The organism is Nocardioides ultimimeridianus, from assembly GCF_054777895.1.
This window is the reverse complement of the sequence record NZ_BAAHAB010000021.1, coordinates 180,670-192,672: the sequence shown is the minus strand read 5'-3', so window position 1 is coordinate 192,672 and position 12,003 is coordinate 180,670. Positions and strand designations below refer to the sequence as shown.

12 protein-coding genes are annotated in these 12,003 nt (G+C 69.8%); 9 read left to right on the top strand and 3 right to left on the bottom strand.

Annotated features, from left to right (window positions below; all coding sequences use genetic code 11):
* Positions 1-45 precede the first annotated feature (45 nt).
* Positions 46-648, bottom strand: a complete 603-nt coding sequence (locus ACYU8V_RS18930; RefSeq protein ID WP_460849544.1) for a class I SAM-dependent methyltransferase — start codon at positions 646-648, stop codon at positions 46-48.
* Positions 641-931: a DUF2530 domain-containing protein gene (locus ACYU8V_RS18925; RefSeq protein WP_460849542.1), complete on the bottom strand. Its 291-nt coding sequence runs from the start codon at positions 929-931 to the stop codon at positions 641-643. Before ACYU8V_RS18925 ends, ACYU8V_RS18930 begins: the two co-directional genes overlap by 8 nt.
* Before the next feature lie 70 nt (positions 932-1,001).
* Between ACYU8V_RS18925 and ACYU8V_RS18920 the strand changes: the two genes are divergently transcribed.
* From ACYU8V_RS18920 to ACYU8V_RS18880, 9 genes are all read left to right on the top strand, one after another.
* The gene (locus ACYU8V_RS18920; protein ID WP_460849541.1) at positions 1,002-2,447 is read left to right on the top strand and encodes an NCS2 family permease; all 1,446 of its coding nucleotides are present in this window, start codon (positions 1,002-1,004) and stop codon (positions 2,445-2,447) included.
* An 86-nt stretch (positions 2,448-2,533) separates the two neighbouring features.
* A complete protein-coding gene (locus ACYU8V_RS18915; protein ID WP_460849539.1) occupies positions 2,534-2,959 on the top strand; it encodes a MarR family winged helix-turn-helix transcriptional regulator in 426 nt (141 codons plus the stop codon).
* A 94-nt stretch (positions 2,960-3,053) separates the two neighbouring features.
* A complete protein-coding gene (locus tag ACYU8V_RS18910; protein ID WP_460849537.1) occupies positions 3,054-4,346 on the top strand; it encodes an MFS transporter in 1,293 nt (430 codons plus the stop codon).
* A 152-nt stretch (positions 4,347-4,498) separates the two neighbouring features.
* Positions 4,499-4,870: a 30S ribosomal protein S12 gene (gene rpsL / locus ACYU8V_RS18905; RefSeq protein WP_460787709.1), complete on the top strand. Its 372-nt coding sequence runs from the start codon at positions 4,499-4,501 to the stop codon at positions 4,868-4,870.
* 2 nt (positions 4,871-4,872) lie between these two features.
* On the top strand, positions 4,873-5,343 hold the full coding sequence (gene rpsG / locus ACYU8V_RS18900) for a 30S ribosomal protein S7 (RefSeq protein WP_460849536.1): 471 nt from the start codon (positions 4,873-4,875) through the stop codon (positions 5,341-5,343).
* Positions 5,344-5,420: 77 nt separating this feature from the next.
* Positions 5,421-7,535 carry an elongation factor G gene (fusA, locus tag ACYU8V_RS18895; RefSeq protein ID WP_460849534.1) on the top strand — a complete coding sequence of 705 codons (2,115 nt, stop codon included), beginning with the start codon at positions 5,421-5,423 and terminating at the stop codon, positions 7,533-7,535.
* A gap of 113 nt (positions 7,536-7,648) precedes the next feature.
* Positions 7,649-8,842, top strand: a complete 1,194-nt coding sequence (gene tuf / locus ACYU8V_RS18890; protein ID WP_460849532.1) for an elongation factor Tu — start codon at positions 7,649-7,651, stop codon at positions 8,840-8,842.
* Between the two features lie 360 nt (positions 8,843-9,202).
* Positions 9,203-9,868: a response regulator transcription factor gene (locus ACYU8V_RS18885; RefSeq protein ID WP_460849530.1), complete on the top strand. Its 666-nt coding sequence runs from the start codon at positions 9,203-9,205 to the stop codon at positions 9,866-9,868.
* 40 nt (positions 9,869-9,908) lie between these two features.
* Positions 9,909-10,265, top strand: a complete 357-nt coding sequence (locus ACYU8V_RS18880) for a response regulator transcription factor (protein WP_460849528.1) — start codon at positions 9,909-9,911, stop codon at positions 10,263-10,265.
* Between the two features lie 18 nt (positions 10,266-10,283).
* On the opposite strand, the gene ACYU8V_RS18875 is transcribed toward ACYU8V_RS18880, so the two are convergent.
* Positions 10,284-11,996 (bottom strand): GAF domain-containing sensor histidine kinase, encoded by a 1,713-nt coding sequence (locus ACYU8V_RS18875; RefSeq protein ID WP_460849526.1) that lies wholly within the window; start codon positions 11,994-11,996, stop codon positions 10,284-10,286.
* Positions 11,997-12,003: the final 7 nt, after the last annotated feature.

Genomic DNA, 12,003 nt, shown 5'->3' with positions numbered 1-12,003 from the left:
GAGCGCGTCGAGTCGAGTAGGGGAGGCTTGGTCTGGCGGCAAGCCTCAGGCTGCAGCCAGCACCCAGACGGCGTACTGGTCGTTGACGGGCTCGAGCGCGTAGCCGCCGAAGCGGTGCTGCACGACCAGGCCCGCCGCGGTCACGTCGGCCACGAACTCCTCGGGTGCGTAGGAGCGCGCCGTCGAGGGTCCGCCGGTGAGGTGGAAGCCGACCAGGATCCGTCCCGTCGGCGCCAGCAACGAGCGCATCCGGGTCAGGCAGGCGACCTCGGTGCCCTCGGCCACGAAGGTCATCACGTTGCCGACGCACACGATGAGGTCGCAAGGACCCAGGTCCGCGGGCAGTGCGAGGATCTCGGCGGGCAGGACCTCCAGGCCCGGATAGGTACGCCGGGACTGCTCGACCAGCTCGGGGTCCGGCTCGGTCGCCAGGACCCGGTGCCCGCAGCCCTGCAGGTACGCCGAGATCCGCCCCATCCCCGAGCCGACGTCGACGATCCGCGCCCCGCGCGGCACGAGCGCGTCGGCCAGCCGGCCCTCGCCGACGATGTCCGCACCCTCCTCGACGAGGCGGGCGAACCGGCTCCCGTAGCCAGGGGCGGCGTCCTTGCCCAGCGCCCACCGGGTGGGCGGCAGGGACTCAGCCATCGGCGGCGTCGCGGGTCATCCGGAACGCCTTGCGGCGCTTGCAGTACTCCATGCCGAGCAGCCCCAGCCCCACGCCGGCGAGACACATCCACAGCAGCCAGGTGCGGCCCTCGGTCTCGAGACGGCCGTAGAACGGCAGCAGCGCCACGAAGGCCAGCGCGAACAGCGCCGTACCGACCTGGACGGTGCGCACGCCGTCGACGTCCAGCGGCTCCACCGGGGCGATCAGGTAGGTGCGCCTGCCGATCTTCTGCTCGGTCGGCTGTTCGTCGCGCAGTTCCACGCCTCCACGGTACCGCCCGGCCGGACCCGGGCCTCGCCGTCGTACGCCGATCCTGGAATGCTCACCCCTCGTGAGTGACTCCACGGCATCCCAGGGCGTCCTCGAGCGCCTCTTCCAGATCGAGCAGCGCGGCTCCAGCGTCGGGCGGGAGGTGCGCGGCGGCATCGTCACCTTCTTCACGATGGCCTACATCATCGCGCTCAACCCGCTGATCATCGGCTACGCCAAGGACCTCCACGGCAGCTACCTCGGCGGAGGGACCTCGGGCCCGAACATCGCCATGATCGCCGCCGCGACGGCGCTCGTCGCCGGCGTGATGTCGATCGTGATGGGCCTGGTCGCCAACTTCCCGCTGGCCATCGCCACCGGACTGGGCCTGAACGCCTTCGTCGCGTTCTCCATCGCCAGCCAGATGACCTGGGCCGACGCGATGGGCCTGGTCGTCATCGAGGGCCTGATCATCCTGGTGCTGGTGCTGACCGGCTTCCGGACCGCCGTCTTCCGCGCCGTCCCCGCCGAGCTCAAGATCGCGATCTCGGTCGGCATCGGCCTGTTCATCGCCTTCATCGGCTTCGTCGACGCGGGATTCGTCGGCGGCGGCGTCGGTACGCCGGTCCAGCTCGGCTCGACCGGCACGCTGTCCGGCTGGCCGGTCTTCACCTTCCTCATCGGCCTCGCGCTGGTCGTGGTGCTCTGGGTGCGCAAGGTCAAGGGCGCGATCCTGATCTCGATCGTCGCGACCACCGTGCTGGCGATCGTGATCGAGTCCATCGGCGACCTCGGGCGCAAGTCGGCCGACAACCCGGGCGGGTGGGGCCAGAACATCCCGAGGCTGCCGCACGACGTCGTCAGCACCCCCGACCTCGGCACGCTCGGCCACTTCAACCTGCTGGGCTCCTTCCAGCACGCCGGCGTGGTGACCGCCCTGCTGCTGCTCTTCACCCTGGTCCTGGCCGACTTCTTCGACCTGCTCGGCACGATGACCGCCATCGGCGCCGAGGCCGGACTGCTCGACGAGAACGGCATGCCGCCCCGCTCGCGCAACATCCTGGTCGTGGACGCGCTGGCGGCCTCCGCCGGCGGTGTCGGCGGCGTCTCCTCCAACACCGCCTTCATCGAGTCGGCCTCGGGCGTCGGCGAGGGGGCCCGCACCGGGCTGGCCTCGGTGGTGACCGGCGTGCTGTTCCTGCTCGCGATGCCGTTCGCGGCGCTCGTCGACGTGATCCCGAGCGAGGCGGCCGTGCCCGCGCTGGTGCTGGTCGGCTTCCTGATGATGCAGCAGGTCAAGGGCATCAGCTGGGACGACCTGGAGATCGCGATCCCGGCGTTCCTCACCATCGTGCTGATGCCGTTCACGTACTCGATCACGACCGGCATCGGCGCCGGCTTCGTCGCCTACGTGCTCATCAAGGTGGTCAAGGGCAAGGCGCGCGAGCTGCACCCGCTGCTGTGCGTCGTCGCCGCCCTCTTCGTCGTCTACTTCGCGATCCACCCGATCACCGACTGGCTCACCTGACCCGGTCGCCGAGGAGGCCGCGCCCGCGACGGCGCGGCCTCTCTCGGACACTTTATTTAGCAAAGGTAATGAGTTAGGCTAACGACATGCCGGACACCGGACTCGTCTCGGAGCTGCGCAGCGGCGTGATGCGGCTGCGCCGCCGCCTGCTCGCCGAGCGCGACCCGAGCAACGAGCTGAGCTTCGGCGCGATGGCGGTCCTGGGCGCCCTCTTCCGCAAGGGCGACCTCACCGTCGGGGCGCTCGCCGCGCACGAGCGGGTGCAGCCGCCGAGCATGACCCGCACCGTCAACTGTCTGGTCGAGGGTGGGTACGCCGAGCGCGCGGCCCACCCGACCGACGGCCGCCAGGTCGTGGTCAGCCTGACCGAGAAGGGGCGGCACGCCCTACTCGCCGACCGTGCGCGGCGCGACGAGTGGCTCGCCGTACGTCTCGAGGCCCTGGACCCCGCCGACCGCGAGGTCCTGCGCCGGGCCGCCCCGATCCTGCAGGCCCTCGCCGAGAGCGACTGAAGCCCGCCCGCCTACCCCCTGAGGAGTCATCACGAGTCCCACGTTCCGCTCCCTGTCCCACCCCAACTACCGCCTCTACCTCGCCGGCAGTGTGGTGTCGAACATCGGCACCTGGATGCAGCGCGTCGCCCAGGACTGGCTGGTGCTCTCCCTGCCCGGCAACGGCGGCACCGAGCTCGGCATCACGACCGGGCTGCAGTTCCTGCCCATCCTGCTGCTCTCGCCGTACGCCGGCGTGGTGGCCGACCGCTTCCCCAAGCGCCGCCTGCTGCAGCTCACCCAGGCGACCATGGCGCTCGCCGCGCTGGCCCTCGGCGCCACCGCGGCCGCCGGCGCCGCCCAGACCTGGCTGGTCTACCTGCTGGCCTTCGCCCTCGGCCTCGGTGCCGCCTTCGACGCCCCGGCCCGCCAGGCGTTCGTCTCGGAGATGGTCGGACCCGAGGACGTCACCAACGCCGTCGGCCTCAACTCGGCCTCCTTCAACACCGCCCGGATCATCGGTCCGGCCCTCGCCGGCCTGCTCATCGGCGCCCTCGGCGGCGGCGCGCGGGCGACCGGATGGGTGATCCTGCTGAACGCGGTGTCCTTCCTCGCCGTCATCGTGCAGCTGCAGCGGATGGACCCCCGCGCACTCACCGGCAAGCGCTCCACGCGGCCGGCCAAGGGCATGCTCCGCGAGGGCATCGGCTACCTGCGCGGCCAGCCCAAGCTGCTGATGGTGCTGGTCATCGTCTTCTTCGCCGGCACCTTCGGCATGAACTTCCAGATGACCTCGGCGCTGATGGCGACCCAGGTCTTCGGCAAGGGCGCGGGGGAGTACGGCCTGCTCGCCTCGGCGCTCGCCGTCGGCTCGCTGTCCGGCGCGCTCCTGGCCGCGGGGCGCCGCCGGATCCCGCTGCGGCTCATCGTCGGCGCCGCGCTGGCGTTCGGCATCGCCGAGATCGTCGCGGGATCGCTGCCCAGCTACCCGGTCTTCGCGCTGTGGTGCCCGGTCATCGGGCTGAGCACGATCACCATGCTCAACTCGGCCAACGCCACGATGCAGATCGAGTCCGACCCGGCGGTGCGCGGCCGGGTGATGGCCCTCTACTTCACCGTGCTGGCCGGCGGGACCCCCATCGGCTCGCCCGTGATCGGCTGGATCGGCGCCCACTTCGGAGCCCGCTGGTGCCTCATCGTGGGCGGCGTCCTGGTGATCGCGGGCGTCGGCGTCGCCTTCGTCGTCCGGAGGTACGCCGAGGCCCGGGTGGCCCGCCTGTCGGAGCCTGTCCCCGGGCCTGTCTCCGAGCCTGTCGCCACGCCTGTGCCGAACCCCGGTCCGAGCGTGGTTCCGAGCGCCGTCCCCGCGGGGTCAGGCGATTTGGAGGTTGATCTCGCGGCCGACTAATCTCGTACCTCGTGTCTGGTCACAGACACGTTGCGCCTGCCCTCCGGCGGTTCCCTCCGCTCGAGACGCGCGTGCGGCACAGCACCAAGCACCACCTCCGAGCCCGACAAGGCGTCGGGCCGTGACGAGTCAGCCAGAAAGGGAACCACCGAGTGCCCACCATTCAGCAGTTGGTCCGCAAGGGCCGCCAGGACAAGGCGTCGAAGACCAAGACGCCTGCCCTGAAGGGGTCTCCGCAGCGCCGTGGCGTCTGCACCCGCGTCTACACCACCACCCCGAAGAAGCCGAACTCCGCCCTCCGGAAGGTCGCCCGCGTGCGCCTCTCCTCCGGCGTCGAGGTCACCGCTTACATCCCGGGTGAGGGTCACAACCTCCAGGAGCACTCGATCGTGCTCGTCCGCGGCGGTCGTGTGAAGGACCTGCCCGGTGTCCGCTACAAGGTCATCCGCGGCGCGCTCGACACCCAGGCCGTGAAGAACCGTAAGCAGGCGCGCAGCCGCTACGGCGCGAAGAAGGAGAAGTAAGGATGCCTCGCAAGGGTCCCGCGCCGAAGCGCCCCCTGGACGTCGACCCGGTCTACGGATCGCAGCTCGTCACCCAGCTCGTCTCCAAGGTCCTCAAGGACGGCAAGAAGCAGGTCGCCCAGCGGATCGTCTACAGCGCCCTCGAGGGCACGCGCGAGAAGACCGGCACCGACCCGGTCATCACCCTCAAGCGCGCGCTGGACAACGTCCGCCCCGCGATCGAGGTCAAGTCCCGCCGCGTCGGTGGCGCGACGTACCAGGTCCCGATCGAGGTCAAGGGCAACCGTGGCACCACGCTGGCGCTCCGCTGGCTCGTGGGCTACGCCGCCGACCGTCGTGAGAAGACGATGGCCGAGCGCCTCATGAACGAGCTCCTCGACGCGAGCAACGGCCTCGGTGCCGCTGTGAAGAAGCGCGAGGACACCCACAAGATGGCCGAGTCCAACAAGGCATTCGCCCACTACCGCTGGTGATCTTCCGTACGGCGGGGCCGACCCGGCTCCGCCGTACGCCACCTGCCCATCCCAATATCTAAGGAACGCTGACTCACGTGGCAGTCGACATCACGACGGACCTCAACGTCGTCCGCAACATCGGCATCATGGCGCACATCGACGCCGGCAAGACCACCACCACCGAGCGCATCCTGTTCTACACCGGCATCACGTACAAGATCGGTGAGGTCCACGAGGGCGCAGCCACGATGGACTGGATGGAGCAGGAGCAGGAGCGCGGCATCACGATCACGTCCGCCGCGACGACCTGCTGGTGGAAGAAGCACCAGATCAACATCATCGACACCCCCGGGCACGTCGACTTCACCGCCGAGGTCGAGCGCTCGCTGCGCGTCCTCGACGGCGCCGTCGCGGTGTTCGACGGCGTGGCCGGCGTGGAGCCGCAGACGATGACGGTGTGGCGCCAGGCCAACAAGTACTCCGTGCCCCGGATGTGCTTCGTCAACAAGCTCGACCGCACCGGCGCGGACTTCTTCCGCTGCGTGGACATGATGGTCGAGCGCCTCAACTCCAACGTGCTGGTCCTGCAGCTCCCGATCGGTGCCGAGGGCGACTTCATCGGCGTCGTCGACCTGGTCGAGATGCACGCCAAGGTGTGGCGCGGCGAGACCACCATGGGTGAGGACTACGTCGTAGAGGAGATCCCCGCGGACCTCCTCGAGCAGGCCCAGGAGTACCGCGAGAAGCTCGTGGAGACCCTGGCCGAGGCCGACGACGACATCATGGAGGTCTACCTGGAGGAGGGCGACGTCTTCGACGTGCCCACCCTGAAGGCCGCCATCCGTCGCGCGACCCTCGCCGACAAGGTCAACCCGGTCCTGTGCGGCACCGCGTTCAAGAACAAGGGCGTGCAGCCCCTGCTCGACGCGGTCGTCGACTACCTCCCGTCGCCGCTCGACATCGACGGCATCGTGGGTCACGACCCGCGCGACGAGGAGAAGCTGATCACCCGCAAGCCCTCCGACGACGAGCCGTTCTCCGGCCTGGCGTACAAGATCGCGACCGACCCGCACCTGGGCAAGCTGATCTACGTCCGCGTCTACTCGGGCAAGCTCGAGGCCGGCTCGACCGTGGTCAACTCGGTCAACGGCCGCAAGGAGCGGATCGGCAAGGTCTACCAGATGCACGCGAACAAGCGTGAGGAGATCGCGTCGGTCGGTGCCGGTCAGATCGTGGCCGTCATGGGCCTCAAGGACACCAAGACCGGTCACACGCTGTCCGACCCGAACAACCAGGTCGTTCTCGAGTCGATGACCTTCCCGGCCCCGGTGATCGAGGTCGCCATCGAGCCGAAGACCAAGTCCGACCAGGAGAAGCTCGGCACCGCCATCCAGCGGCTGTCCGACGAGGACCCGACCTTCGTCGTCAAGACCGACGAGGAGACCGGCCAGACCATCATCGCCGGCATGGGCGAGCTCCACCTGGAGATCCTGGTCGACCGGATGAAGCGTGAGTTCAAGGTCGAGGCCACCGTCGGCAAGCCGCAGGTCGCCTACCGCGAGACCATCCGCAAGGCCGTCCAGAACCACAGCTACACCCACAAGAAGCAGACCGGTGGTTCGGGTCAGTTCGCGAAGGTCGTCATCTCGGTCGAGCCGAACATCGACCCCGAGACCGGTCTCGGTGCGGGCTACGAGTTCGTCAACAACGTCTCCGGCGGTCGCGTGCCGCGCGAGTACATCCCGTCGGTCGACCAGGGCGGCCAGGAGGCCATGGAGTTCGGCGTCCTCGCCGGCTACCCGATGGTCGACGTGAAGTTCTCGCTCGAGGACGGCGCCTACCACGACGTCGACTCCTCGGAGCTGGCGTTCAAGATCGCGGGCATCCAGGCGTTCAAGGAGGCGGCCCGCCAGGCGCGGCCGTGCCTGCTCGAGCCGATGTTCGCCGTGGAGGTGACCACGCCGGAGAGCTTCCTCGGCACGGTCATCGGCGACATCAACAGCCGTCGCGGCCAGATCCGCGCGCAGGAGGAGCGTCACGGCGACATCGTCGTGAGTGCCCTCGTGCCGCTGTCCGAGATGTTCGGGTACGTTGGCGACCTGAGGTCCAAGACCTCTGGCCAGGCGTCGTACTCGATGGAGTTCGACTCGTACGCCGAGGTTCCCACGAACATCGCCGACGAGATCATCAAGAAGGCGCGCGGCGAGTAACACGCTCGGGGCTCAGCCCCGAGTGCCCCGGGATCCCCGGCGGACTCACGTAGAACCTTCGGCGCACCACCCTTCCAGTACGAGTCAAGTAACAAACCCAGGAGGAGCCAGCAATGGCTAAGGCCAAGTTCGAGCGGACCAAGCCGCACGTCAACATCGGCACCATCGGTCACATCGACCACGGCAAGACCACGCTGACCGCGGCGATCTCGAAGGTCCTGCACGACAAGTACCCGGACCTCAACGAGGCCTCGCCGTTCGACCAGATCGACAAGGCTCCCGAGGAGCGTCAGCGCGGCATCACGATCTCGATCGCGCACATCGAGTACCAGACCGAGGCGCGCCACTACGCCCACGTCGACTGCCCGGGTCACGCCGACTACATCAAGAACATGATCACCGGTGCCGCGCAGATGGACGGCGCGATCCTGGTCGTCGCCGCGACCGACGGCCCGATGCCGCAGACCAAGGAGCACGTCCTCCTGGCCCGCCAGGTCGGCGTTCCGTCGATCGTCGTCGCCCTCAACAAGTGCGACATGGTCGACGACGACGAGCTCATCGAGCTCGTCGAGATGGAGGTCCGCGAGCTGCTCTCCGAGTACGAGTTCCCGGGCGACGACATCCCGGTCGTGCGCGTTGCTGCCTTCCCGGCGCTGAACGGCGACGAGAAGTGGGGCGAGTCGGTTGCCGAGCTCATGGCCGCCGTCGACGAGTACATCCCCACCCCGGCGCGTGAGACCGAGAAGCCCTTCCTCATGCCCGTCGAGGACGTCTTCACGATCACCGGTCGTGGCACCGTCATCACCGGTCGCATCGAGCGCGGCATCGTCAAGGTCGGCGAGGACGTCGAGATCATCGGCATCCGCGAGACCGCCCAGAAGTCGACGGTCACCGGTGTCGAGATGTTCCGCAAGCTGCTCGACGAGGGCCAGGCGGGCGAGAACGTCGGTCTGCTCCTCCGTGGCACCAAGCGCGAGGACATCGAGCGCGGCATGGTCGTCATCAAGCCGGGCACCACGACCCCGCACACCAACTTCGAGGCGAACGTCTACATCCTCTCGAAGGAGGAGGGCGGCCGTCACACGCCGTTCTTCAACAACTACCGTCCGCAGTTCTACTTCCGGACCACGGACGTGACGGGCGTCGTCACGCTGCCCGAGGGCACCGAGATGGTCATGCCGGGTGACAACACCGAGATGTCGGTCGAGCTCATCCAGCCCATCGCGATGGACGAGGGCCTGCGCTTCGCGATCCGTGAGGGTGGCCGCACCGTCGGTGCCGGTCGCGTCACCAAGATCGTCAAGTAGTTTCAAGACCGAAGCGACCCGCTCAGCCCTCTCGGGCTGAGCGGGTCGCTTCGGTTTTGGGCGGCCGTGGGGGGTCGAGCGTGTCGCCGCAGCCGCTCCCTCGCCGGACTTGCGGATCTCGGCTCCTCCGGTCGCTCGTTCCTCGCTCCCTCCGTCGCCTCGCTTCGCGCGCCCGGCCTCGGTCGCTGCGGCGCCACGCTGCCGACCCCCACGGCCTTGCGCGGTTGTCTCTCGTAGGTCCTGCCTTGGTCTGGCGGCAAGACTTTGCGTGCGCGCGCTTTGGCTGGGTCCTCGGTTCCGTGGGCGGCGAGACTTGGGCAATCGGCGTTCTCGCGTCTCGGATGCCCCTAGCATCGGAGCGTGATCAGGGTCGGGATTGCCGAGGACTCGCTGCTCGTGCGCGAGGGGCTGGAGCGGCTGCTCGACCGGGACCCCGAGCTCGAGGTGGTCGGGAGCTGTGCGGACCTTCCCTCGCTGGAGGAGATGGTCGCCTCGGCCGATCCCGACGTGCTGGTCACCGACGTGCGGATGCCGCCGACGTTCAGCGACGAGGGCATCCGAGCAGCGGTGGAGCTGCGGACCAGTCGGCCCGGAATGGGGGTCGTCGTGCTCTCGCAGTACGCCGAGCCGGCGTATGCGACCGCGCTGCTCGGGGGCGGGAGCGCCGGTCGGGCGTACCTGCTCAAGGAGCGGGTCAGCGAGCCCGGCCAGCTCGCCGACGCGGTGAGGATCGTCGCGGCCGGCGGGTCGGTGGTCGACCCGCACGTGGTGGAGGTGCTCGTGTCCGCCTCGACGCCGCAGGAGTCCTCGCCGATCAGCAGCCTCACCCCCCGCGAGGTGGACGTGCTGGACCAGGTGGCCCAGGGCAAGAGCAACGCGGCGGTCGCCGCGGCGCTGTTCCTGACCGAGCGGGCCGTCGAGAAGCACATCAACGCGCTGTTCCCGAAGCTCGGCCTGCTGCCGACGCCCGACGTCAACCGCCGGGTCGCCGCCGTGCTGCTCCATCTCTCGGAGCGGGGAAGGTAGCACCCTTCCGGGACGTCACCGGCTCGGCGAGGATGGTGACATGGTTGAGGTCCTCATCGTCGACGACCAGCTGCCCTTCCGGCAGGTCGCGCGCTCGCTGGTGTCGGTGGTCGGGGGATGGCACGTGGTCGCGGAGGCCGAGACCGGCGAGGCCGCCGTCGACGCCGTCGACCAGCTGCACCCCGACGTGGTCCTGATGGACATCAACATGCCCGGCATCAGCGGCATCGAGGCGACCCGGCGGATCACCGCCGCCCACCCGGAGACGAAGGTCGTCCTGCTCTCGACGTACGGCGTCGGCGACCTGCCCGCCGACGCACTCAGCTGCGGTGCGGCGACGTACGTCCACAAGGAGGACCTGACTCCCAAGGTGCTCCGCGAGCTGGTGTCCGCCTAGCTCGGAGAAGGCAGCGGATCAGGCCCCGGCAGGAAGCGGCTCGGCGGGCAGGATCGCGGTGATCCGCGTGCCCCGGCCCGGCTCGGACCAGACCTCGAGGGTGCCGCCGAGGGCGCCGAGGCGGTCCTGCATGTTGACGAACCCGTGGCTGAGGGCGACGTCGGTGGGTTCGAAGCCGGCGCCGTCGTCGCAGATCTCGACCTCGAGGCGGCCGTCGGTGCTGCGCGCGACGACCGACAGGGTGGCGTCGGGACCGGCGTGCTTGCCGGCGTTCTGCATGGCCTCGAGGGTGCAGAAGTACGCCGCCGTCTCGACGTCCTGCGGGAAGCGGCCCGGCAGGTCGGCCGCGATCGAGCACCCGATCGGCGAGCGGCTCGCCGCGGCCCGCAGCGCGTCGCCGAGCCCGCGGTCGCGCAGCAGCGGCGGATAGATGCCGTGGGCGAGCTCGCGGACCTCGTTGATCGTGACCCGGACGTCGTCGCGCAGCTGGTCCAGCATGGCCAGGACCGTCTCGGTGTCGCCGTCCTCGGCGATGGTGCGGGCCAGTCCGGCCTTCACCGCGAGCGCGACCAGGTGCTGCTGGGCGCCGTCGTGGAGGTTGCGCTCGATCTCGCGGCGGCTGGAGTCGGAGGCGTTCACGATGCGCAGCCGGGAGGCCTGCAGCTCGCGGTTGCGCTCGGCGAGCTCGTCGAGCGAGGCCTGCAGCGCCGAGTCGAGGTTCACGTTGTGCAGCGCCAGCCCGAGCTGGTGGGCGAGCTCGACCAGGGCGGTGTCGTCCTCCTCGGCGAAGACCTCCGCATCGGCCGGGCGGTAGACGCACACCAGGCCCAGCAGCTCGCCGAGGTGCGCGACCGGCACGATCCGCACGTCCCCGGCATCCTCGGTGGTGACCAGGGCGGGCAGCCACACCGACGCCCAGGCCCGCCCGCCGATCCGCGTCCGGGCGACCGTCAGCTCCTCGGTGGGTGTGACGGTGAGGCTGGCGGCCGGACGGCTGGGGACGCTGACGGCGCGGGTCAGCCGCGCCGCGCTGCCGGTCCACACCTCGGCGCGGGTCCCGGGGACGGTCTCGCGCAGCGACTCGGCGAGCTGGAGCAGCAGCTCGTCCATGGGGACGGCGCGGCTCATCCGGCTGCCGAAGGTGCTGACCACCTCGGCCGTGCTCGGCGTCTCCTCGTCCAGCAGCGACGTGATCCAGGCCCGCACCTGGTGACGGGCGGGCGGGACGAGGGCTGCGGCGACGACCGCGGCGACGAGGCTGGCCATCATGATGTCCCGCTCGTGGCCGTGCGGAGCGCCGTTGATCCCGACGACCAGCACCAGGTAGACCGCCACGATCACCAGCGTCGAGGCGCCGAGCGCGGTGGCGTTCACCAGGAACCACGCCGAGGCGCGCTCGCTGCCCACGAACACAGCGACGATGCCGAGGACGGGCACCAGGCTGCCGGCGTACTCCGTCCAGCGCAGCGGGCTCGCGGGCAGGCCGGTCATCTGGTGCAGCGCCCAGAACGACACGGCGGCCGCGGCCCCGAGCGACAGCGCGCCCAGCGACCAGCGCAGAGGCTCGCGGCCGAAGCGGACCGCCCGCCTGCCTGCCGGGAAGCAGAGCAGCAGGCAGGCGGCCACCCACCCGGCCAGCGCCACTACGGCGAGGTCGGGGAGCAGGAGCGCGAGCGCGTCGAGTGCGGTCAGCGCGACGGGGAGCATCAGCAGCCGGGTGCGGTCGTTCATCGCAGGT